Source organism: Salibacterium lacus, from assembly GCF_042684865.1.
Classification (GTDB): Bacteria; Bacillota; Bacilli; order Bacillales; family Marinococcaceae; genus Salibacterium; species Salibacterium lacus.
The window spans coordinates 315,844-336,722 of the sequence record NZ_JBHUML010000006.1; the positions used below are offsets into that span (position 1 = coordinate 315,844).

Annotated in this window: 27 protein-coding genes, 1 tRNA gene, 1 other RNA gene and 1 other annotated feature; of the genes, 27 read left to right on the plus strand and 2 right to left on the minus strand. The window is 48.7% G+C overall.

What is annotated here, in order from left to right; translation table 11 throughout:
- Positions 1 to 157: 157 nt before the first annotated feature.
- The 8 genes from ACFSUB_RS17390 to ACFSUB_RS17425 all read left to right on the plus strand — a co-directional run bounded on the left by ACFSUB_RS17390 (position 158) and on the right by ACFSUB_RS17425 (position 6,564).
- Complete coding sequence (locus ACFSUB_RS17390) at positions 158 to 1,489, plus strand: serine hydrolase (RefSeq protein ID WP_380714545.1); 1,332 nt, start codon at positions 158 to 160, stop codon at positions 1,487 to 1,489.
- Between the two features lie 117 nt (positions 1,490 to 1,606).
- Positions 1,607 to 2,491 (plus strand): pyridoxal 5'-phosphate synthase lyase subunit PdxS, encoded by an 885-nt coding sequence (pdxS, locus tag ACFSUB_RS17395; RefSeq protein ID WP_380714546.1) that lies wholly within the window; start codon positions 1,607 to 1,609, stop codon positions 2,489 to 2,491.
- Between the two features lie 15 nt (positions 2,492 to 2,506).
- Positions 2,507 to 3,112, plus strand: coding sequence for a pyridoxal 5'-phosphate synthase glutaminase subunit PdxT (pdxT, locus tag ACFSUB_RS17400; RefSeq protein ID WP_380714547.1), 606 nt, complete (start codon positions 2,507 to 2,509; stop codon positions 3,110 to 3,112).
- 42 nt (positions 3,113 to 3,154) lie between these two features.
- Positions 3,155 to 3,378, plus strand: a binding site (T-box leader).
- An 83-nt stretch (positions 3,379 to 3,461) separates the two neighbouring features.
- Positions 3,462 to 4,739, plus strand: coding sequence for a serine--tRNA ligase (serS, locus tag ACFSUB_RS17405; RefSeq protein WP_380714548.1), 1,278 nt, complete (start codon positions 3,462 to 3,464; stop codon positions 4,737 to 4,739).
- 198 nt (positions 4,740 to 4,937) lie between these two features.
- The gene (locus tag ACFSUB_RS17410; protein WP_380714549.1) at positions 4,938 to 5,390 is read left to right on the plus strand and encodes an Lrp/AsnC family transcriptional regulator; all 453 of its coding nucleotides are present in this window, start codon (positions 4,938 to 4,940) and stop codon (positions 5,388 to 5,390) included.
- 92 nt (positions 5,391 to 5,482) lie between these two features.
- Positions 5,483 to 5,575, plus strand: a tRNA-Ser gene (locus tag ACFSUB_RS17415).
- 64 nt (positions 5,576 to 5,639) lie between these two features.
- Positions 5,640 to 5,876 (plus strand): hypothetical protein, encoded by a 237-nt coding sequence (locus ACFSUB_RS17420; protein ID WP_380714550.1) that lies wholly within the window; start codon positions 5,640 to 5,642, stop codon positions 5,874 to 5,876.
- A 37-nt stretch (positions 5,877 to 5,913) separates the two neighbouring features.
- A complete protein-coding gene (locus ACFSUB_RS17425; RefSeq protein ID WP_380714551.1) occupies positions 5,914 to 6,564 on the plus strand; it encodes an SDR family oxidoreductase in 651 nt (216 codons plus the stop codon).
- 46 nt (positions 6,565 to 6,610) lie between these two features.
- On the opposite strand, the gene ACFSUB_RS17430 is transcribed toward ACFSUB_RS17425, so the two are convergent.
- Together ACFSUB_RS17430 and ACFSUB_RS17435 are read right to left on the minus strand one after the other, a co-directional pair.
- On the minus strand, positions 6,611 to 7,369 hold the full coding sequence (locus ACFSUB_RS17430) for a DUF817 domain-containing protein (RefSeq protein WP_380714553.1): 759 nt from the start codon (positions 7,367 to 7,369) through the stop codon (positions 6,611 to 6,613).
- A gap of 73 nt (positions 7,370 to 7,442) precedes the next feature.
- Positions 7,443 to 7,925: a GNAT family N-acetyltransferase gene (locus ACFSUB_RS17435; RefSeq protein ID WP_380714554.1), complete on the minus strand. Its 483-nt coding sequence runs from the start codon at positions 7,923 to 7,925 to the stop codon at positions 7,443 to 7,445.
- 212 nt (positions 7,926 to 8,137) lie between these two features.
- Between ACFSUB_RS17435 and ACFSUB_RS17440 the strand changes: the two genes are divergently transcribed.
- The 19 genes from ACFSUB_RS17440 to ACFSUB_RS17530 all read left to right on the plus strand — a co-directional run bounded on the left by ACFSUB_RS17440 (position 8,138) and on the right by ACFSUB_RS17530 (position 20,594).
- Positions 8,138 to 8,671 carry a TetR/AcrR family transcriptional regulator gene (locus tag ACFSUB_RS17440; RefSeq protein WP_380714555.1) on the plus strand — a complete coding sequence of 178 codons (534 nt, stop codon included), beginning with the start codon at positions 8,138 to 8,140 and terminating at the stop codon, positions 8,669 to 8,671.
- A gap of 13 nt (positions 8,672 to 8,684) precedes the next feature.
- On the plus strand, positions 8,685 to 9,119 hold the full coding sequence (locus ACFSUB_RS17445) for a small multi-drug export protein (RefSeq protein WP_380714557.1): 435 nt from the start codon (positions 8,685 to 8,687) through the stop codon (positions 9,117 to 9,119).
- Between the two features lie 112 nt (positions 9,120 to 9,231).
- Positions 9,232 to 10,644, plus strand: coding sequence for a rhodanese-like domain-containing protein (locus tag ACFSUB_RS17450; RefSeq protein ID WP_380714559.1), 1,413 nt, complete (start codon positions 9,232 to 9,234; stop codon positions 10,642 to 10,644).
- A gap of 123 nt (positions 10,645 to 10,767) precedes the next feature.
- Positions 10,768 to 11,028, plus strand: a complete 261-nt coding sequence (locus ACFSUB_RS17455) for a metal-sensitive transcriptional regulator (RefSeq protein ID WP_380714561.1) — start codon at positions 10,768 to 10,770, stop codon at positions 11,026 to 11,028.
- A 67-nt stretch (positions 11,029 to 11,095) separates the two neighbouring features.
- Positions 11,096 to 11,404, plus strand: a complete 309-nt coding sequence (locus ACFSUB_RS17460; RefSeq protein WP_380714562.1) for a rhodanese-like domain-containing protein — start codon at positions 11,096 to 11,098, stop codon at positions 11,402 to 11,404.
- Between the two features lie 17 nt (positions 11,405 to 11,421).
- Positions 11,422 to 12,207, plus strand: coding sequence for a sulfite exporter TauE/SafE family protein (locus ACFSUB_RS17465; RefSeq protein ID WP_380714588.1), 786 nt, complete (start codon positions 11,422 to 11,424; stop codon positions 12,205 to 12,207).
- A 110-nt stretch (positions 12,208 to 12,317) separates the two neighbouring features.
- On the plus strand, positions 12,318 to 12,890 hold the full coding sequence (locus ACFSUB_RS17470) for a sulfurtransferase TusA family protein (protein WP_380714563.1): 573 nt from the start codon (positions 12,318 to 12,320) through the stop codon (positions 12,888 to 12,890).
- A gap of 15 nt (positions 12,891 to 12,905) precedes the next feature.
- Positions 12,906 to 14,036, plus strand: a complete 1,131-nt coding sequence (locus tag ACFSUB_RS17475; RefSeq protein ID WP_380714564.1) for an MBL fold metallo-hydrolase — start codon at positions 12,906 to 12,908, stop codon at positions 14,034 to 14,036.
- Between the two features lie 51 nt (positions 14,037 to 14,087).
- A complete protein-coding gene (locus ACFSUB_RS17480; protein ID WP_090927299.1) occupies positions 14,088 to 14,315 on the plus strand; it encodes a sulfurtransferase TusA family protein in 228 nt (75 codons plus the stop codon).
- A gap of 13 nt (positions 14,316 to 14,328) precedes the next feature.
- Positions 14,329 to 14,817 (plus strand): DsrE/DsrF/DrsH-like family protein, encoded by a 489-nt coding sequence (locus ACFSUB_RS17485; protein WP_380714565.1) that lies wholly within the window; start codon positions 14,329 to 14,331, stop codon positions 14,815 to 14,817.
- A gap of 36 nt (positions 14,818 to 14,853) precedes the next feature.
- A complete protein-coding gene (locus tag ACFSUB_RS17490) occupies positions 14,854 to 15,423 on the plus strand; it encodes a class I SAM-dependent methyltransferase (RefSeq protein WP_380714566.1) in 570 nt (189 codons plus the stop codon).
- A 267-nt stretch (positions 15,424 to 15,690) separates the two neighbouring features.
- Entirely contained in the window at positions 15,691 to 16,185 is a 495-nt protein-coding gene (gene tadA, locus ACFSUB_RS17495) for a tRNA adenosine(34) deaminase TadA (protein WP_380714567.1), read from the plus strand.
- A gap of 68 nt (positions 16,186 to 16,253) precedes the next feature.
- Positions 16,254 to 16,418, plus strand: a complete 165-nt coding sequence (locus ACFSUB_RS17500) for a YycC family protein (protein ID WP_380714568.1) — start codon at positions 16,254 to 16,256, stop codon at positions 16,416 to 16,418.
- Between the two features lie 100 nt (positions 16,419 to 16,518).
- Positions 16,519 to 16,784: signal recognition particle sRNA large type (gene ffs, locus ACFSUB_RS17505), an RNA gene on the plus strand.
- Positions 16,785 to 16,993: 209 nt separating this feature from the next.
- Entirely contained in the window at positions 16,994 to 18,718 is a 1,725-nt protein-coding gene (gene dnaX, locus ACFSUB_RS17510) for a DNA polymerase III subunit gamma/tau (RefSeq protein WP_380714569.1), read from the plus strand.
- Positions 18,719 to 18,741: 23 nt separating this feature from the next.
- Positions 18,742 to 19,050 carry a YbaB/EbfC family nucleoid-associated protein gene (locus tag ACFSUB_RS17515; protein WP_380714570.1) on the plus strand — a complete coding sequence of 103 codons (309 nt, stop codon included), beginning with the start codon at positions 18,742 to 18,744 and terminating at the stop codon, positions 19,048 to 19,050.
- A 15-nt stretch (positions 19,051 to 19,065) separates the two neighbouring features.
- Entirely contained in the window at positions 19,066 to 19,662 is a 597-nt protein-coding gene (recR, locus tag ACFSUB_RS17520; RefSeq protein ID WP_380714571.1) for a recombination mediator RecR, read from the plus strand.
- 14 nt (positions 19,663 to 19,676) lie between these two features.
- On the plus strand, positions 19,677 to 19,898 hold the full coding sequence (locus ACFSUB_RS17525) for a YaaL family protein (protein ID WP_380714572.1): 222 nt from the start codon (positions 19,677 to 19,679) through the stop codon (positions 19,896 to 19,898).
- Between the two features lie 429 nt (positions 19,899 to 20,327).
- A complete protein-coding gene (locus tag ACFSUB_RS17530; protein WP_380714573.1) occupies positions 20,328 to 20,594 on the plus strand; it encodes a pro-sigmaK processing inhibitor BofA family protein in 267 nt (88 codons plus the stop codon).
- Positions 20,595 to 20,879 lie beyond the last annotated feature (285 nt).

The following is a 20,879-nucleotide window of genomic DNA, read 5'->3' on the forward strand; positions in this document are numbered from 1 at the left end:
CCCGGAGAGAAAACAGGTTACTTCTTTTCTCTCCGGGGGACTTCTTATTTCCCGGGAAATAATGAACCTGTATTTTTGGGACCGGAGCAATCTATTTTTTTGACTGTTCGTATGATAAAATATCCTTTGTGTAAATAGAGCGTGGAGGTGCAGGAGATTGAAGAAGAAAAACATACTATCTATGATTGCGGCAGTACCGCTGACTGCCGGTTTATTATTCCAGACAGAATCAGAGGTGCAGGCAGTGGAACCGGATCTTGCAGCAGAATCGGCAATACTTGTGGATGCTGATTCAGGCCAGATTCTTTACAGCAATAAAGCCGATCTTATTCTTCCCCCGGCGAGTATGACAAAAATGATGACAGAATACCTTGTTAATGAAGCTGTAGCTCAGGGAGAGATATCCTGGGACGCTGAAGTGAATGTGACATCCAAAGCAGAGGAAATTTCCCAGAATAACGCCTTATCCAATGTGCCGCTCAGGCAGAATCGTACATATACCGTTCAGGAATTATATGAAGCGATGGCTATTTATTCCGCAAACGGCGCAACCATTGCCTTAGCCGAGCATGTTGCAGGAAGCGAATCCGATTTTGTCGACATGATGAATGAACGAGCCGGAGAACTGGGAATGAAAGAATATGAATTTGTGAACTCAACAGGACTGAACAATGCTTCCATGGATGGACTCCACCCGGAAGGTACCGAACCGGACACCGAAAATATGATGTCGGCCCGGGCATCGGCAAAGCTCGCGTATCATCTGCTGAATGAGTACCCGGATGTCCTCGATACAGCAGGCATTACGGAAAAAACATTCCGTGAGAATGGCGCAAATACCTCCATGGATAACTGGAACTGGATGCTTCCCGGCAGCATGTATGGGAGTCTGGATTACGAAGGAGTCGACGGGCTGAAAACAGGCTACACGGAGATGGCGGGCAACGCCTTCACTGGTACAGTGGAACAAAACGGCACCCGCTTCATTTCAGTAGTGATGCGAACCGATTCGCAGACAGCCCGTTTTGAAGAAACTGCCAAATTGTATGACTACGGATTTGACAACCTGTCTGAGACAGAAGTGGTTCAGGAAGGGCAGTCTTTTGAAGATGCTTCGTCCTTTCCGGTTGTAAACGGAAAAGAAGACACCGTGTCCGCTTCTGCCGGAAGCAGCCTGTCTCTTCTTCTGGAAAATGGAGATGCGGAAAACATAAACACATCGGTCAACATTAATCAGGATGTACTGAATGAAAACGGAGAACTGGAAGCGCCGGTTGAAAAAGGTACAGAAATCGGAACCATTACGCTGAGCGGCGAGGCAGCACCACAGTCTCTCTCCGGTGTAAATGCAACATCACAGGAAGCACCGCTCGTTCTCGATGAAGGAGTGGAAAAAGCCGGATGGTTCGCTCTTACGATGCGGAGCGTCGGCGGGTTCTTCGGAAATATGTGGAACAGCGCCTCCAGTTTTGTACAGGGACTGTTATAGGGCCCGGGTGTTTATTCACACGGGTGGTAGTGTTATAATAAATGATACCATTACGTCTTGTTCTTGATACACGATACGGAACGAAACGATATAACGAAGGACCAGGAGGAATGGAAGATGGCAGATAGAGGGACAGACAGAGTAAAACGAGGAATGGCGGAAATGCAGAAAGGCGGCGTCATCATGGACGTCGTGAACGCTGAACAGGCAAAAATTGCGGAAGAGGCCGGTGCTGTAGCGGTGATGGCACTGGAGCGTGTGCCTGCTGATATCCGTGCAGCCGGGGGTGTGGCGCGTATGGCCGACCCTACGATCGTTGAAGAAGTGATGAATGCTGTATCCATTCCGGTCATGGCAAAAGCAAGAATCGGACACATCGCCGAAGCCAGAGTGCTTGAAACGCTGGGTGCGGATTATATCGATGAGAGTGAAGTACTCACACCGGCGGATGAAGTATATCACCTCGATAAGAGCGAATATACCGTTCCGTTTGTGTGCGGAGCCCGTGATCTGGGAGAGGCCCTCCGCCGTGTAGGTGAAGGGGCTTCCATGCTGCGTACCAAAGGGGAACCGGGTACAGGCAATATCGTGGAAGCGGTCCGTCACATGCGGATTGTACAATCCGAGTTAAAGAAAGTCGCCGGCATGTCCAAAGATGAACTGATGACAGAAGCTAAAAACCTGGGAGCTCCGTATGAACTGCTGCTGGGTATTCAAGAAACAGGAAAGCTTCCTGTAGTAAACTTCGCAGCCGGTGGTATTGCAACGCCTGCTGATGCTGCACTGATGATGCAGCTCGGCGCGGACGGTGTTTTTGTGGGATCGGGTATTTTCAAGTCCGAACATCCGGATAAATACGCGAAAGCAGTAGTGGAAGCAACCACTCATTATCAGGATTATGAATTAATCGCCCGGCTTTCCAGAGGACTTGGCACTGCCATGCAGGGACTGGAAATCTCCACACTTGACCCGTCGGAGCGTATGCAGGACCGCAGCTGGTAAAAGGAGGTGCGGCATATGCTGAAAATAGGTGTGCTTGCTCTTCAGGGGGCCGTGCAGGAACATTTGAAAAGCCTGCAGGCTCCTGATGTGGAAACCGTTATTGTAAAGCGTACGGATCAGCTGGAGGCACTGGACGGCCTTGTTTTTCCCGGCGGCGAAAGCACTACGATGAGGCGTCTCGTCAATAAATACGGGTTTTATGAACCGCTTCGCGCGTTCGCTGCTGCCGGAAAACCGATATTTGGTACCTGCGCCGGTCTCATTCTGATGGCCGACCATATCGCGCAGGAACCGGAAGGACACCTGCAGCTGATGGATATGAACGTGCAGCGCAACGCTTTCGGACGTCAGCGCGAAAGTTTTGAAACGACACTCGTTGTCAAAGATGTAGCCGAAGATATTGAAGCGGTGTTTATCCGTGCGCCGCTCATCTCCAGCACTGGAGATGACGTGGAGGTTCTCTCGTCATTTAATGGGGAAATCGTGGCAGCGCGGCAGAACCATCTGCTTGCCTGCTCCTTTCATCCCGAACTGACGGACGACACACGATTTCATCAATATTTTGTACAGATGGTGAGGGAATCTAAAGAAACGGCTCCGGAACACACCGCTGTAACGTAACACAAAAATGCGTTTTTTCATCATAGGAATGTTTATCTATCGGAAAAATCAAGGACGGGCAATAGTATCGGCATGTCTGACACGCAGAGAGCTGGTGGCTGCTGTGAACCAGCTGCAGAATGACCGAAAATCCTGCTCGGAGTGAAAAAAAGAACACGGCATCCCGCCAGTATTTTTTTCCGGTTCACCCACGTTACTGGGTGCAAAGAGGCAGTATGAATGCTGCAATTTGGGTGGCAACGCGGGTCTCAACTCCCGTCCCTTTTTACATCAAAGGGGCGGGAGTTTTTTCTCGTAGGAACCATCACAATGACAGAAGATAATAAGCAGGAAATAAAGGAGGATAAATATGCTTGATGTAAAAGAACTGCGGCATAACTTTGAGGAAGTCAAAAGCCAGCTGGCTAAAAGGGGCGAAGATATCGCGGATCTGGATACATTCCAGGATCTCGATGAAAAGAGACGGGACTACATTCAAAAAACCGAAGAGTTGAAGCAGAAACGAAATGAAGTTTCCCAGCAGGTGGCTGAGCTGAAACGCGAAAAGAAAGACGCTGATCATCTGATCCAGGAGACGAAGGAAGTTTCTTCGCGTATTAAAGAATTGGATGAAGCGTTGAAAGAAATCGAACAGCAGCTGGAAGATTTGATGCTCCGCATCCCCAACATCCCTCATGAAAGTGTACCTTACGGGGAAGATGAGTCTGAGAACGAAGAAATACGTGCCTGGGGAGACAAACCTTCCTTTGACTTTGAAACAAAAGCACACTGGGATCTGGCAGCTGAACTTGGCATGATGGATTTTGAACGGGCTTCGAAAGTAACCGGCAGCCGGTTTGTTTTCTATAAAGGAGCCGGCGCAAGGCTCGAGCGTGCACTGATCAATTACATGATGGACATGCACGAAGCAGAGCACGGCTACGAAGAAATTATGCCGCCGTACATGGTGAACCGGGACAGCATGACCGGCACCGGCCAGCTTCCGAAGTTCGAAGAGGATGCCTTTAAAATCAGGGAGGAAGATTACTTCTTGATTCCAACAGCGGAAGTACCGGTGACGAACCTGCACCGGGATGAAATTCTGGACGTGGAAAATCTCCCGCTTCTTTACGCTGCGTACAGCGCCTGCTTCCGATCGGAAGCGGGGTCAGCCGGACGGGATACGCGTGGTTTGATCCGTCAGCATCAATTCAATAAAGTGGAACTCGTCCGGTTTGCACTACCGGAGCAGTCGTATGAGGACCTTGAGACGCTGACCGGTCAGGCGGAAAAAGTACTGCAGCGCCTGGAACTCCCGTACCGCGTGATGAACATGTGCAGCGGAGATCTCGGTTTCACCGCTGCCAAGAAATATGATATTGAAGTATGGCTGCCAAGTTATGAAGACTATAAGGAGATTTCCTCCTGCAGTAACTTTGAAGACTTTCAGGCGCGCCGGGCCAACATCCGCTTTAAACGGGATAAAAAAGCAAAAACCGAATTCGTTCATACACTGAATGGTTCCGGTCTTGCGGTCGGTCGTACCGTTGCCGCCATTATGGAAAACTACCAGCAGGAAGACGGATCCATCAAAATCCCCGACGTACTGCGCGGTTACATGGGCAATAAATCTTATATTTCAAAGTAAACAACAGAAAGGGGACCGGCTGTCTATGCCAGCCGGTCCGATCTGTATGTATTCGCATTATTCGAACAAATGGAGCGGAAGCCTTGCAAGCGTGGCTGTATTTTTTTTATAATAACTATAGCTTTTATAATATATTACGAAGGCGGTCATTCTGATTTTCGTGTACCCTCAACGTTATCCAAAGAGGAGGAACGTCCCGTGAAACTGGATCAGACGGATATGAAAATTCTTTCCTACCTGCAGGAAAACGGCAAGCGGTCTTACAGTGAAATTTCCCGTTATATTGACGTGAGTGAAGGAACCGTGCGGTCGCGGATTAATAAAATGCTGGAAAATGAAGTGTTTGAATTCATTATTCATACGAACCCTAATAAGGTTGGATTGTATGTACAAGCTATTATCGGGTTCTCCACAAAACTGGGGGAACAGGACAATATCGCCAAGAGCCTGCAGCAGTTCCCCGAAGTACGATTCATCGGCGCATTTTCCGGAAAGCACGATTTAATTATTCAGGCCTATTTCGAAGACAATGACAGCCTCGTCCGGTTTGTGAATGAGGAACTGGCGCATATTGACGGCATATTAAGCGCGGATGTTAACGTGGAACTGAAACAGTATAAAGATTCGTTTTCCTATGTTATCCGGCAGTGACTGTCCGTAATCTGTACAAAAAGAGTCTTGCAGGGAATAATCTCATATGATACTATTGTGTTTGTCGGCTGAGAGAACAGCCTGCGTCATACGGAGGAGTACCCAAGTACGGCTGAAGGGAGCGGTCTTGAAAACCGCCAGGGGGTTAACGCCCCGCGGGGGTTCGAATCCCTCCTCCTCCGCCATTTAAATAACAACTACGAGGTACATAACGAATAACTAATCAGACAGGACACGGTCGTAAAAACCGTGTCTTTTTTTATGCGGCATAAAGGTTCTCCCCGGCAGTGTCCAATCGCCGGCGAATCCTTCGCTGATGCAGAAAGCCGTACGATGGGTTACGTGCACGGCGGGTTTAAACCTTCCAAAATCGGGAAGCATGCACGTAGTGTCTGCAGTGTTCCGCCGAAGACATGCGAGCGGATAACTGGACATCATTTTTGGCAGCAGGTTACGATGAAAGTGCTGGAACGAAATGTAACATAATGAGAGAAAACATTTTGCTGCAGAAAGGATGAATCATATGAACGTTCTTGTTGTCGGCGCAAACGGCCAGATTGGTAAACATCTCGTATCTTCGATTCAAAACAGTGATAAGCTGAAAGCCAAAGCGATGATCCGTAAAGAGGAACAGGCGTCTTATTTTAAAGAGCTTGGCGCGGAAACTGCTGTAGTTGATCTTGAAGGCAGTATCGATGCCATCGCCAAAGCTGCTGAAGGGATGGACGCGGTCGTTTTTACAGCCGGTTCCGGACCGCACACCGGAAAAGATAAAACCATGATGATTGATCTGGATGGAGCTGTAAAAACGATCAAGGCGGCGGAACAGGCTGGAGTGAAACGGTTTGTGATGGTCAGCTCGTTTGATACGAGCCGCGAAGCCATTCTCGAAGCTCCTGAATCATTCTCGCCGTATGTCGCGGCGAAACATTACGCCGATGAATGGCTGAAAGCATCCGACCTGGATTATACCATCGTGCAGCCCGGCATGCTGACCAATGAAGAAGGAACCGGTCAGGTGCAGGCGCAAGTGGAAGTGGACCGCGGGGAAGTGCCGCGGCAGGATGTGGCAGACGTCATCACCGCCTGCCTCGAAGACGATTCAACGATTGGAAAACAATTTCAGCTGGTAGGCGGCAGCACATCCATCCGCGAAGCCGTACAATCGCTGTAATATGGTTCCTATCCAACCTTCCCGGAACAGAATCCGGGAAGGTTTTTTAAGGATATCGGTTCTGCTTGCGGTGTTTTAGCATAGCCACAATTAAAAAGCTTACGATGACAAGCAGCAGCCACGAACTTATTTTTCCGAGGTGCACGATCTCCCATCCACTATGCTGGTGTGGATAGCTCCAGCCGCCTAACAAGGTTACGATATTTTCCGCCACCCAGATGAAAAAACCAATCAGAACAAACGCCAGGGACAACGGCATCTTGTAGGTCGAGGACCTTACCGTGAAGAACACCATGGTACGCAGAAACACAAAAAGGGTAAGGATTTTCAGAATCCAGCGGATATCATAGATAAAGTGGTGGGTGTAGAAGTTGAAATAGATGGCTGCACTGAGCAGCATTACTGACCATGTCGGCGGCCAGTGGGTAAGGTGGAGATTAAGCCTCCGCCATGCCTGACACATGTAACTTGCCACACTGGCATACATAAACCCGCTGTACAGCGGCACTCCGTACACTTTTGTCACTGCCTCCTCCGGATAACTCCAGGACCCCATATGTACTTTGTACAATTCGAGCGCCAATCCGATAAGATGAAACACACCAATCACTTTCAACTCATCCATCGTTTCCATACGGGAAACAAGCATCAGTGCCTGAGCGGCTATACAAATCAGAAAAATCAGGTCATACCTTGCCAGGCCGGGAACACTAACCACCTGGGTCAGGCCGAGACTGAGAAAAATAACAAGAGGAAAAACACAGGACTTCGCCTGCTCCCATCCAAAGTAGAGTAACTGCCTCATTATGTATCATCCTGCACTTCCATCAAATATTCTACCTGTTGGACGGTGAAGAAGGAAGAAAGTTACTGCCGCCTTATCCATACTGCCATTCCATCTTCTTCGTCTGCAGCGTGTGACCGAACAAGGTCTCTGTGAAAACAGAGACTTCACAAAACCCCATTTTGCGGTAAAACCGTTCCGCTCTATCATTGCCGACTTCAAGATAAACGACGATAGTCTCTTTCTCCCTCACTTCTTCTTTCACTTTTTCCATCAGGGCCGTACCAAGGCCTTTAGAATAACAGGAAGGATGAACGTAAATGGCGGCCAGCTCGCTTTCCTGTCTGCTTTGATGAAAGTGGGCAAAAGCAGCTGTATCTCCGTCATACTCAGCCGCAAAAAATACATCGGAAGCGAGCTTGTCGGAAAGGGCGGCAGAGGAATAAGCCATATCCAGAAATTTTCTTTGTACCCCGGACGGAATCAATGTCTCGTAGGTTTCCGCCCAGGATGCTTCCGCCACCATCTGGATGGCTGGAATGTCTTTCGTTCCGGCTTTCCGGATTACATGGTGCATAAGATATTCCTCCTAAAACATGAAGTTCATCTAATTTACTGTATTCTATATCATTCAGTAAAATCCTGTCATATAGTGAAATATTCAGGGTAACAGCTGTCGAACAGGACATCGTTTTGTTCCAACATCCCGCTTGATTTTTTTCGGAAGGCACGTTAAAATAGAACCTACCAAATGGTCGGTAGGTTCGATGAAAAAAAGAAGGTGAAACGATGGAGAAACGACAACAGATTCTTGAAGGTGCTTCCAAGGTGGTTTCGGAGCGGGGGCTGCATCGTCTGACGCTCGATGCCGTGGCGAAGGAATGCGGGATGAGCAAAGCCGGCCTGATTCATCATTTTCCAAACAAAGAAGCGTTAATCACGGCGATGAATGATCAGGTCGCCGCTCGTTTCGCAGGCAGTATTGAAAATGCCTATGAACAGGAATCCTCTTATAACAAAGCGTATCTGAAGGGTTCCATGAAGGAACTGAACGGATCAAACCTGCTGAATGTCAGCAACAGCCTTCTCGCAGCCATGGCGACCAACCCGGAATTGATCCAGCCCTGGAATGAGGCATATAAAGATATGGATGAAAAAATGAAACAGGACGGCGTTTCCGATGAGTTGGCCGCGGTCGTGCGGCTTGTCAGTGACGGGTTGTGGTTTGCGAATATGTTCGACCTGCAGCCGTTGTCCGAACAGGAACAGGATCATATAAAACATTATCTTTTTACGTTGATCGAGCAGGAAAAGGACAGATAAAGGGAGTGGTTGAATGATGGAATATATTCTGCTTGCGGTGTCCGCTGTTGGTATGGGTTATTTTCCTTTTTTTGAAATTTATCTTGCGATTCCGGCAGTCATGGTGGCGGGAATGAGTCCGGTATCTGCAGTCCTGTGGGCGGGTATTGGAAATTTTGCAGCGGTGCCGACCATTCTCTTTTTTTATGAACAGTTATGCAAAATTCCACGCTTGGAGCGCTGGATGAACAGATTGGAGCATAACCGGTTCCGGGGAAAGATCGAGCGGTACGGCGGTCTGGTGGTACTGTTAACTACGGTGATTGTTGGAGTCTGGGCTGTAGCAGCCGTCTGCCGCTCCCTTGGAATGAGCAGAAAAAAGCTGATGCTTACCTCCGGCATCAGTATTTGTCTGTACGGGGTATTAACAGCTTATTCCGTGCAGGCCGGACTCGACTGGTTTCAATAAATAAACCTTGTATATTTCTTTCGTTTCTTGAAAGAAATAATACAAGGATGTTTACAAAAAATACGGTACGGGGTATAGTGTAACCAGAAATAATATAAAGGAGGCGGAACCCATGTACCTGAAATATTTTTATGACAATGAACTGGCACAGGCGTCCTACATGGTCGCCTGTCAAAAGACCGGGGAAGCGGTGGTGATCGATCCGTCCCGGCATGTTAATCCATATCTTCAGATCGCAGAAGAACAGGGATTCACCATTACCGGCGCGCTGGAAACACACATTCATGCGGATTTTGTATCCGGAGCAGTGGAGCTTTCCGGCCGGACAGGTGCGGTGATCTATCACTCGGCAGAAGGGGAGGAAAACGGCGGTTATGCCTTTGATTCCAGTCTGAATACAAAAGGAGTGCGCGACAAAGACAGAATTCACGTCGGAAATGTGTGGATGGATGTTCTGCACACCCCGGGGCATACACCGGAACATGTTTCTTATCTGCTCACAGACGGCTCCCATCCGGAAAAACCGATCGGGGCATTCACCGGTGACTTTGTCTTTGTTGGAGACGTCGGGCGCCCGGATCTTCTGGAAAAATCCGTGGGAGTAAAAGATTCGGCAGATGTCGGCGCAAGACAGATGTTTGCCTCTATTCAGTCGTTCAAACAGTTTGAAGACTACCTGCAGATCTGGCCCGGGCACGGCGCGGGAAGCTCGTGCGGAAAAGCGCTTGGCGCCGTGCCGACCTCGACAGTTGGCTATGAAAAGATGTTTAATCCGGCGTTCCAGCCGGAGCAGGAACAGGAATTTGTTGACTTTCTGCTGGATGGCCAGCCGGAACCGCCGGCTTATTTCGCCAATATGAAAGAAATCAATAAGTACGGGGCAGCGTATTTATCTGAGGTTCATCCGCCGGTGTTATTATCCATCGATGCGAAAGAAGTGCAGAAGCTGGCTGAGAATGAAAATAACATGGTTGTTGATACGAGAAATCCGGCTGCCTATGCCCGTGGTCATATACCCGGCACGGTCAATATTTCCTATCCGGAAGCATTTACCGAATGGATGGGGTGGCTGACGGATTATGAATCGGATATTTACCTGATCGGCGCCGAAGCCGATCACGAAGCGATGCGGGATGCCCTGTACGGTATCGGAATGGATCGTATCGCAGGCTTCATACCGGCGGGCGTTGTAGAACGTGCCGGCCGTCTACGCACGTATGAAAACATCACGCCGACGGAAATGAAAGAGGAAAAAGAAAAGGGAAATATACGGGTGCTGGACGTCCGCTTTCAGGATGAACGGGAGCGGGAGCGTATTCCGGGAGCGGAGCACATCATGCTCGGCCATCTGCCTGCCGGAACAGATGAGGATCTCCCGCCGAAAGATAAACCGGTAGCGGTGCACTGCGGCTCCGGCAAACGTTCTGCTATAGCTGCCAGCATTCTTCTGAATAAAGGGTACGATGTGAAGAATATGATGGGCGGCATGATGAGGTGGAAAAACGAGAATCTGGAGACAGAATAAAAGCAGGGGAACCGGCTCTTATCTTTCATAAGGGCCTTCCCCGATATGCTTACAAGGGAATATTGACGGATCCTTCATGCCGGTGTATACTATACCCCACACGGTATGATAAGGGGTGAAAATATGGAATATACAGCAGAAATGAAAAATAGATTAAAGCGTGTCGAAGGACAGGTCCGCGGCGTACAGAAGATGATGGACGAAAGCAAAGACTGTAAGGAAGTTGTCTATCAGATGTCAGCCGCAAGAACGGCTTTGGATCGTGCGATGGCCCAAATTGTCGCGGAGAATCTGGAAGAGTGTATCCGCGAACAAATGAAAGAAGGCGGCGACACGTCGCAATATGTTCAGGAAGCGATAGAACTGCTCGGCAAAAGCAGATAAAAAAAGAAATTTTTTTAACTTTTTATAATACCCATAGGGGTAATAGTATATTGAGGAGTGTGAGTGTATGTTTTCGTCTATTTCAAAACTACCACCGCAAGAGGCGGAACAGCAGATACAGCGTGAAACGGTGAAGGTCATTGATGTGCGTTCCCGGGAGGAAGTCAGGCAGGGAAAGATACCGCAGGCGGTAAATATTCCCTTGGATGAACTCGCGGAAAGAATGGAAGAACTGGATACGAGCGAACAGTATGTGATGGTGTGCCGTTCCGGGAACCGGAGCGCGAAAGCGGCAAAACATCTGCAGAAAAATGGATATGATGTAAAGAATATGACCGGCGGTATGATGAAATGGCAGGGGGATATAGAAGCGTAAGGAAGGGAGAGCACATGATGGAATACAGTATACTGTTTATCACTATTTTATTTCTCATTGGATTCGCGGGATCTTTTGTTTCCGGGATGGTCGGTATCGGCGGCTCCATTATTAAATACCCGATGCTGCTTTATATCCCACCGCTTCTCGGCTTTTCTGCATTTACGTCCCACGAAGTAGCGGGCATCAGCGCCGTGCAGGTGTTTTTTGCCACGATAGGCGGGGTATGGGCATACCGTAAAGGCGGATATTTAAATAAATCCCTTATTTTATACATGGGCATCAGTATTCTGGTCGGCAGTTTAATCGGGGCCCTAGGTTCCAATATGATGACAGATGACGGCGTGAACATGGTGTATGCGATCCTTGCCACGATTGCTGTGATCATGATGTTTATTCCGAAAAAGGGAAGAGAAGACATTCCGAACGATGAAGTGTCTTTTAACCGCCCCGTTGCTGCCGGATCGGCTTTTGTTGTCGGTATCGGTGCCGGCATTGTAGGAGCGGCCGGAGCGTTTATTCTCGTTCCGATTTTACTCGTTGTATTAAAGATTCCAACACGGATGGCCATTGCGACCTCTCTTGCGGTAACCTTTATTTCTTCGATCGGCGCAACCGCCGGGAAACTGATAACCGGGCAGGTACTGCTGCTTCCGGCCGCGGTGATGGTAGTTGCGAGCCTTCTGGCAGCTTCGCTTGGCGTAGCATTCGGGAAAAAAGTAAATACAAAAATACTGCAGGGCATCTTGGCTTTATTGATTCTGGCGACCGCCATTAAGATGTGGATTGATATTGTAGGATAATAAAACAAGGTTGACAGAATTATTTTTCCGGGTTAATATACCCATACAGGTATATGTATATATTTTTTAGTTTTTATATACCCCGTACCGTATATATAGGAGGGAATATAATGAGCATGAAAGTCAATGAACGGGTGGACGCCAAAGGACTGGCCTGTCCGATGCCAATTGTCAAAACGAAAAAGGCGGTAGAAACCATGAATGCCGGTGAGGTGCTGGAAGTCCAGGCGACCGACCGCGGGTCCCTTGCCGATCTCAAGGGCTGGGCGAAAACAACGGGGCATGAATACGTCGGCACGAGAGAAGCGGGTGACGTACTGTACCATTACGTGCGTAAAGCTGATCCGGAGGAAACGAAAGAAGAAATCCCGTTTCCTCATGAAGTCACCAACGAAGCATTAAACGAGGCCCGCAGCCGGGACAATGTCACGGTGCTTGATGTCCGGGAGCCGGCGGAATACGGATTTGCCCATATCCCGGAAGCGGTGTCGATTCCGCTTGGAGAACTGGAAGACAGAATGAAAGAACTGGACGTTTCCCATACGATTCACGTCGTGTGCCGAACCGGCCGCCGCAGCAGCATGGCAGCCCATATGCTGCAGAGGAATGGTTTTGACCATGTCGTGAATGTGAAGCCGGGCATGTCGCAGTGGGATGGCGCTCTAACGGGAGAAAAGGAATAAGAAAGGGGAAAAGAAATGGGAATTCAAGCCTTAACAGCCGCGGAACTGGCAAAGAAAGTCATGAACCAGGAGCCTTTATTCATCCTGGACGTACGAAATGAAGACGAATTTCAGGACTGGAAAGTGGAAGGAAAAAACGTGGAGATCACCAATAAGCCGTATTTTGAACTGCTGGACGGGGTCGATGAGATTCTTGATCGGATTCCATCGGATAAAGAAGTCCTGGTTGTTTGTGCAAAAGAGGGATCGTCGCAGTTTGTCGCAGATATGCTGGCAGAAGCGGACGGAGGGGATTATTTATACCTCCAGGGCGGCATGAAGACATGGAGTGAGCATATCGAGCCGGTCAAAGCAGCGGATCTGACCGATGGAGGGGAACTCTATCAATTTGTCCGTATTGGAAAAGGATGTCTTTCCTATGCTGTTCTTTCGAACGGAGAAGCAGCCATTGTGGATCCGGTGCGATTGACCGATGCGTTTGCCTCTTTTCTCGAGGAGAAACAGGCCGTGCTGAAATATGCGGTGGATACGCACCTGCACGCCGATCATATTTCCGGAGGACGTGAGCTTGCCGAGCGCTTCGGCGCGTCGTACCTGCTTCCGGAAGCTGACGCCGGCGGAGTCACTTTTTCCTATGAACCGCTCAAAGACGGGGAGACATTGACGGTGGGGAGCATCGAGACAGCCATTCAGGCTATGTACTCCCCGGGGCATACGATTGGCAGTACGTCGCTGATTGTCGATGATCAGTACCTGTTTACAGGGGACATTCTATTCGTTGACTCTATCGGCCGTCCGGATCTAGCCGGAAAAGCCGAAGACTGGGTCGGCGATCTGCGCGAAACGCTGTACAGCCGCTACGCGGATCTTGATGGAGATCTGGTTGTGCTGCCGGCCCACTTTTCGAAAAATGAAGAGCTTGATGATAACGGACTAGTCATGGCAAAGCTTGCCGATCTGTTTGCCCGCAACCACGGGTTGAATATCGAAGACGAAGCCGCGTTCCGCCGGACGGTAACCGAAAATCTGCCGCCGCAGCCGAACGCTTACGAAACGATCCGTGAGACGAACATGGGACAGGTGGAGCCGGCAGAAGAAGAGAAGACCGACATGGAAATCGGCCCGAACCGATGCGCTGTTTCATAAAACAAAAGGTGAACATTTGAAATAAGTATTTTAACAAAGGAGAGATTTTTCATGGAAAGTAATAAAGTATTGAACGCCGAAGGGCTGGCCTGCCCGATGCCGGTAGTGAAGGCCAAAAAGGAAATTGATAATCTGAACGCCGGTGACATTCTTGAAATCCACGCGACCGATAAAGGAGCCGCGTCCGATATCCCGGCCTGGACGAAGTCATCGGGGCACGAACTCCTGCAGCAGGACAACGAAGGCGAAACACTGAAATTCTGGATCAAAAAAGCATAAGGAGGCCTTGATCATGCCAGAAGAAGAAAAGAACGGTACGACGATGATCGTCTTTGACGGCGATCTCGATAAAGCAATGGCGAGCTTCATTATCGCGACAGGCGCCGCGGCAATGGGCAAACAGGTAACGATGTTTTTCACTTTCTGGGGTCTGAATGTACTCCGGAAGGAAAATGTACAGGGCGGCAGTGACAAGAAGTTCATGGAGAAAATGTTTGAAAAAATGATGCCGCGCGGCCCGGAAAAACTCGGTCTCTCCAAAATGAATTTCGGCGGCATGGGATCGAAAATGATGAAAAAAATGATGAAAAACCATAATGTGTCTTCTCTTCAGGAAATGATAGAAATGGCGCAGGAGCTGGATATTAAGATGGTCGCCTGTACGATGTCGATGGACGTTATGGGATTAAAAGAAGAGGAGCTCATCGACGGGCTCGAATACGCTGGAGTGGCCTCCTACTTGTCGGAGGCGGAACAATCAAATCTTAATCTGTTCATCTAATGATAAGGAATGCGCTGATTGGAAGGAGAACGTAGAATGCCGGAGAAAAAATTTGACCCGGAAAAAGCAGAAAAACTGCTGGCAGAAGAACGAATCGATGTAGTAAAACCGGAGAATATCCTGGATCAGCTGGATATTCTCCCCGACGATGACGTGGCGGATCTTGGATCAGGAAACGGGTTATTCACGCTTTCCATGGCAAAAAGAACAGCAGGCGCAGTCTATGTGGTCGATCTCGAACCGAAGATGCTGGCGATGTTAAAAGAGCGGGCGAAACAGGAAAAGTTCCGCCTGCACTATGTGGAAAGTGACCTGGAACAGGTGGATTTGAAGGATGATTCCGTTGATAAAGTGCTGGCCGCTTTTGTCATTCATGAAGTGGGAAGTGTCAGCGGAACCTTAAACGAAATCAAACGGTTATTAAAGCCGGGAGGGCAGCTGATGATGGTGGAATGGGAAGCAGTCGAAACAGAATCCGGTCCTCCGCTTTCCCACCGCCTGCCTTCGGAACACCTGCTCCAGATCATTCGTGATAACGGCTTTGAGGCAGAATGTTCTGCCTGGAATGACGAGCATTATGTTATTAAAGCCGTCCCGGCCGGTTAAGCCTGCGTAGATTCATACTGCATTGTCTTTGTGGTGCCGGCGTGTAATCCTGCTTATTTGGCTTGTAAATTATAAGGTTCGGCTTGTAACAGGTTCCGTTTGGCCGGTAACGTATCATCTGGACTGTATTGTTTTTTATACGGCTTGTAAATAGTGGTATTCGGCAGGTAAGCGCAGGCCCTTGGCTTGTAAATACCGTTCCTGAAAAGAAAACGGGAAGAATTTCTGATAAAATCATCAGGTAGAATGGTGTAAAAGGAGTGCCTGATGGTGGCAGAAGAAGAATGGATGAAAGCGGCTCTTGCCGAAGCGGAAAAAGCAGAGACGGAAGGGGAAGTGCCGATTGGCTGCGTCATTGTTTATCAGGAACAGGTCATAGGAACAGGATATAATCAGCGGGAAGGAAGCCAGCAGGCGTCCGCTCATGCAGAGATGCTTGCCATCCGGGAAGCATGTTCTTTTATGGGGAGCTGGCGGCTTGAAGACTGCACCTTATATGTCACCCTCGAGCCCTGCCCGATGTGCGCGGGGGCTATCGTCCAGTCCCGGATTCCACATGTCGTATACGGCGCTCCCGATCCTAAAGCCGGGTGCGCCGGCACGTTAATGAATCTGCTGGAGGAAGAACGCTTCAACCACCGCTGCTTTGTGGAAGGACAGGTCATGCTCGAAGCGTGCCGGGAACTTTTGACCGGTTTTTTTCAAAAGCTGCGCCGGGCAAAACAGCGCCGCGCCCGTAACGAACAACCTTTCGGTGAATGATGGATTGGATTCGGGGGAAACCCGTGATATAGTAGAACGAGAATGAGTGATAAGCGGGAGGGAACACGGTGCGTCCAAATCAATTTTCTGCAGAAACAGCCCGGAAGATTGCCGAGAAATTGAACATGCCGATTGAACATATTGTCCATACACCGCCGCAGGTGATTATGGAGAAAATATCGGAGCTTGAAAAGAAAGAAGAAGAGGAAATGATGGAAAAGAACAATAAATAATTTTGCCTTTTCCGTGGCTTGTCTATTGCGTTTTTTTCTGAAACGCGGTATACTGATTATTGCACTCTTTAGGGAGTGCCCAAAAATGTTAACAACTTTGCCGTGCTAGGCGGGGAGGCAGCGGTGCCCTGTACTCGCAATCCGCTACAGCGAGGCTGAACCCCTTCTCGAGGCTTTGTTTCTGTGGGGCCTGACCCTTGTAAGTGGTGTTGACATCCGGGTTCTGTGCAACGGAAATTCGTGAACCCTGTCAGGTCCGGAAGGAAGCAGCAGTAAGCGGACTCTTCTGTGTGCCGCAGAGTCGCCCGGATCGAGCTAACTGCCTGGGTAACGCTCATGGATTCATTGCCGACAGAAGGTGCACGGCTTCTATACATATTAACTGAAAAACGGCTCTCTACGGTGGGCGGTTTTTTTTGTATGTCATAAAGGAGCGGGAGACCTGCGCCCCGGATTGCTGCGATCAAAAAGTGCCGGACGCAGACGCACCCCTCTGGAAATATCTCTTTATTTGAGCTTTGAAAACCGGTCATGGAAACGGTATAATAGAACATGAAAAGAAAGGAGGTCCCGGGGTGAGTTATAAGGCGCTGTACCGGGTCTGGCGTCCTCAGAAACTGGAGGATGTCGCAGGCCAGCATCACATCACCCAGACACTTCAGAATGCGCTCGGAAAAGAAAAGTTTTCCCACGCTTATTTATTCAGCGGCCCGCGTGGTACAGGGAAAACAAGTGCTGCCAAAATACTGGCAAAAGCCATTAACTGTAAACAGGCGCCTGTGCAGGAGCCGTGTAACGAATGCGAGGCATGCAGAGGTATTGATGACGGATCCGTGGTCGATATTATCGAAATTGACGCAGCTTCCAACAACGGCGTGGATGAAATACGGTATATCCGGGATAATGTCATCGCAGCTCCCCGGGACGTTCGTTACAAAGTATACATTATTGATGAAGTTCATATGCTTTCCACCGGAGCTTTCAATGCGCTGTTGAAAACGCTGGAAGAGCCTCCGAAACACGCCGTTTTCATTCTTGCGACAACAGAACCCCACAAGATTCCGCTTACCATCGTTTCACGCTGCCAGCGTTTTGATTTTAAGCAGATTACCTCAAGGGATCTGGTGGATCGTATGGCGTTTGTGCTGAAAGAAGAAGGCATGGAAGCCGAAGAGGATGCGCTCCATTTAATTGCCCGTGCAGCCGAAGGCGGGATGCGTGATGCTCTCAGTCTCCTGGACCAGGCTGTGTCTTTTTCGGAAGGAACGATTTCTGCTTCGGATGTTCTCGCGGTCACCGGAAGTGTTTCCCAGCAGTTTTTAACAAAAGTGGTTCAGGCTCTGAAGGATCAGGACACGCCGGCCGCCCTGGAAGCTGCCGATCAGATGATACGGGAGGGCAAAGATCCGCTTCAATTTATGGGAGATATTATTTACTACTTCCGAGATATGCTTTTGTATCAAACAGCCCCCGGACTGAATGAAATGATGGACCGGGTTACGGTGGATGAAACGTTTGAAGAACTCGCTGAAAAGATGGACACCGCGTGGCTGTACGAAGTGATCAATCAGTTGAACGAGTATCATCAGGAAATGAAAGGGGCAAGCCACCCTAAAATCTTTCTTGAAATGGCGTTAATCAATATCTGCCATACAAAAGAGGGCAGTCCAGCCCCTCAAAACCCTACTGATCAGTCCGAAATTCAATCCCTGAAAGAAAAAATTTCGGAACTGGAACAACAGGTGAAAGCTGTGAAAACTCCCGCTGCCGGCAGTGCCGGTACTTCCGGGAAGGGCGCTCCGGAAAGTACCCGTCCGGAAACAAGCACCCCCGCCCCCGGTATTTCTACCGCACGCGGAATGGACGGCCGAATCAGGCAGGTGCTGTCCCATGCAACAAAACAGGATCTTCAGGCGGTGACAAATGAGTGGAGCGCTGTTATGAAGGAAGTGAAACAGCAAAGCGTGCCCGGCCATGCCTGGCTGAGCGATGCCAAGCCGGTCGTCTCCGACGGGCAGACAGTACTGCTTGCGTTTCAGAATGAAATGCACCGCAGCATGGTTGATACTAAATTCCGTGAAATAGTGGAGTCGGCTATGCAGGCAGCCGGCAGACCTTTGCAGCTTTTGACTGTCCAATCAGCGCAGTGGGAAAAAATCAAGGAAGAATTTAAACAGCAGTATAAGGAAAAAGATGAAGAAGAGGAAGATCCCGGAGACGGACAGGAAGACGCGGAAGATCCGATTGTGGATGAAGCAGTGAAACTGGTTGGATCGGATTTGGTGGAAATTGAGGAATAATACCTAATCAGGAGGTTATACAAATGAAAAATCAACAGAACATGATGAAGCAGATGCAGAAAATGCAGAAACAGATGGAGAAAGCGCAGGAAGAACTGAAAGAAAAAACGGTGGAAGCTACATCCGGAGGCGGTGCCGTTAAAGTAACCGCTGCAGGGGATAAGCGAATCGTAGATATTGAAATCGACCAGGACGTCGTAGATCCCGAAGATGTAGAAATGCTCCAGGATCTTATTCTCGCAGCTATGAATGAAGCGCTGAAGAAAGTGGACGAATTGACAGAGCAGGATCTTGGAAAGTTCACTAAAGGAATGAATATCCCCGGTATGTGATAGGAGGAGGATAGGGTGCAGTATCCGACACCTATATCCAAACTAATAGAAGGTTTTATGAAATTGCCGGGCATCGGCCCCAAAACGGCGAGCCGCCTGGCTTTTTATGTGCTTGATATGAAAGAAGATGATGTTCTGGATTTTGCCAAATCACTCGTGAATGCAAAGAGGGAACTAACGTATTGCTCTGTCTGTCACCACATTACAGATATTGACCCGTGCCAGATATGTGAAGACACTTCCAGAGACCGGACATCCGTCTGTGTGGTTCAGGATTCCAAGGATGTCATGGCTATGGAAAAAATGCGGGAGTACACCGGCCTCTACCACGTCCTTCATGGAGCGATCTCGCCGATGGATGGCATCGGCCCTGAAGATATCAAAATCCCGGAACTGATTCAGCGTCTGCAAAATGATGAGATTCAGGAAGTCATTATAGCAACGAATCCCACCATTGAAGGGGAGGCTACAGCCATGTACATCTCCCGCCTTGTCAAACCTACTGGGATTACAGTCACCAGACTTGCCCATGGTCTCCCGATTGGAGGCGACCTGGAATATGCGGACGAAGTAACGCTCTCCAAGGCGATTGAGGGGCGCAGAGAACTTTAAGGTGGGAGCCCGGCATGCTGTTTCAGAAAAAAAAGATTCGTCAATCGGAAAATGAACGGCTGGTTTACTTGATTCAAAGAATGAAAGAAGAATTGGATCAATACGAACATCTGGTGGAGCGGAGTATCGAACCTCCGCCCGATGTACTGACAGAAGTAAAGCGAAAACGGGCGAAATATCTGTTTCTATTAAATGAAGCCCGCCACCGCCGCATCAACGGTCATCATGACATATAGTAAAAGGGGATGTCTCATTTTTTGGAGACATCCTCTTTTTTATAGTAGACAGGTGGTTGTAAAAGCAGAAGGTGTGTCTTTGGGCAGGATGCACCCGGGGAATGCTTGATGACTTTCTGGAAGGTCCGCTTCCGGGTGTTATATGTTCTAATGCCACCCAAATGGCCGGACAGAGCGTGGGATTGGATATTTCGCTGCTTTTTGGAAATGGGATTTTACCGGCCGCTTCTTCTTCGGGCCCGGTTTGATAACAGCAGTATCCAGGGCCTGCTTCCGCACAGATGCGGCGCTCCAGCCGCATTTCATCTATATCAGGTGTTCAGAGTGTTTGTGTTTTTTTACCTGCAAAACAAAATGAGACAGTGGTTAAAGAAATAAATATAGAGGCTTGTACATAGACATAAAGAAAAACACAAACAGGAGGAAAACATGAATCCCATTCTTTACATTTCACTTGCTGGAGTAGCTGCGTGTTTGTTCTTTATGTTTAGTAAAGGCGGAAGGCCGGTTAAATGGACAGGGAATCTTTTGGTAAAATTGATCCTCGGAGCGTTGGCGTTATTTTTTCTAAATGCATTCGGAACAGCTGTGGGTTACCACCTGCCCATTAATACAGTTACGGTTTCCGTTTCCGGATTGCTCGGGATACCAGGCATTTTGATGCTGATTGCTATCGATATCTTTATTATTGGATAAAAAATTTTCAATGTCATTGACATTTATTTATGAGACGTTATAATAGGAAGTCCCTTCAATAAGGGAAGGCCCCGTAACAAAAGAAATCCGGTATTATAACTGCCGGGTGCTGTAATAAAGATTTTAAAGCTCACGAAAATATTGTGAGAGGGATTGACTTTATACAGACCGGGGTGATAAGATATTTAAGTCGCTGGTTAAGAGACAGCGAATAACTGCCCTTTGAAAATTGAATGAAAGTCAAGCGTCTGTCAATTCAAATGATCTTTTGGATCATTACAGATA

Bases quoted from the DNA above. Each gene is read 5' to 3' on its own strand.
- pdxS (WP_380714546.1), top strand. From the start codon at position 1,607: ATGGCAGATAGAGGGACAGACAGAGTAAAACGAGGAATGGCGGAAATG.
- pdxT (WP_380714547.1), top strand. From the start codon at position 2,507: ATGCTGAAAATAGGTGTGCTTGCTCTTCAGGGGGCCGTGCAGGAACAT.
- serS (WP_380714548.1), top strand. From the start codon at position 3,462: ATGCTTGATGTAAAAGAACTGCGGCATAACTTTGAGGAAGTCAAAAGC.
- ACFSUB_RS17425 (WP_380714551.1), top strand. From the start codon at position 5,914: ATGAACGTTCTTGTTGTCGGCGCAAACGGCCAGATTGGTAAACATCTC.
- ACFSUB_RS17430 (WP_380714553.1), bottom strand. From the start codon at position 7,369: ATGAGGCAGTTACTCTACTTTGGATGGGAGCAGGCGAAGTCCTGTGTT.
- ACFSUB_RS17435 (WP_380714554.1), bottom strand. From the start codon at position 7,925: ATGCACCATGTAATCCGGAAAGCCGGAACGAAAGACATTCCAGCCATC.
- ACFSUB_RS17440 (WP_380714555.1), top strand. From the start codon at position 8,138: ATGGAGAAACGACAACAGATTCTTGAAGGTGCTTCCAAGGTGGTTTCG.
- ACFSUB_RS17445 (WP_380714557.1), top strand. From the start codon at position 8,685: ATGATGGAATATATTCTGCTTGCGGTGTCCGCTGTTGGTATGGGTTAT.
- ACFSUB_RS17450 (WP_380714559.1), top strand. From the start codon at position 9,232: ATGTACCTGAAATATTTTTATGACAATGAACTGGCACAGGCGTCCTAC.
- ACFSUB_RS17455 (WP_380714561.1), top strand. From the start codon at position 10,768: ATGGAATATACAGCAGAAATGAAAAATAGATTAAAGCGTGTCGAAGGA.
- ACFSUB_RS17460 (WP_380714562.1), top strand. From the start codon at position 11,096: ATGTTTTCGTCTATTTCAAAACTACCACCGCAAGAGGCGGAACAGCAG.
- ACFSUB_RS17465 (WP_380714588.1), top strand. From the start codon at position 11,422: ATGGAATACAGTATACTGTTTATCACTATTTTATTTCTCATTGGATTC.
- ACFSUB_RS17470 (WP_380714563.1), top strand. From the start codon at position 12,318: ATGAGCATGAAAGTCAATGAACGGGTGGACGCCAAAGGACTGGCCTGT.
- ACFSUB_RS17475 (WP_380714564.1), top strand. From the start codon at position 12,906: ATGGGAATTCAAGCCTTAACAGCCGCGGAACTGGCAAAGAAAGTCATG.
- ACFSUB_RS17480 (WP_090927299.1), top strand. From the start codon at position 14,088: ATGGAAAGTAATAAAGTATTGAACGCCGAAGGGCTGGCCTGCCCGATG.
- ACFSUB_RS17485 (WP_380714565.1), top strand. From the start codon at position 14,329: ATGCCAGAAGAAGAAAAGAACGGTACGACGATGATCGTCTTTGACGGC.
- ACFSUB_RS17490 (WP_380714566.1), top strand. From the start codon at position 14,854: ATGCCGGAGAAAAAATTTGACCCGGAAAAAGCAGAAAAACTGCTGGCA.
- tadA (WP_380714567.1), top strand. From the start codon at position 15,691: ATGGTGGCAGAAGAAGAATGGATGAAAGCGGCTCTTGCCGAAGCGGAA.
- ACFSUB_RS17515 (WP_380714570.1), top strand. From the start codon at position 18,742: ATGAAAAATCAACAGAACATGATGAAGCAGATGCAGAAAATGCAGAAA.
- ACFSUB_RS17525 (WP_380714572.1), top strand. From the start codon at position 19,677: ATGCTGTTTCAGAAAAAAAAGATTCGTCAATCGGAAAATGAACGGCTG.
- ACFSUB_RS17530 (WP_380714573.1), top strand. From the start codon at position 20,328: ATGAATCCCATTCTTTACATTTCACTTGCTGGAGTAGCTGCGTGTTTG.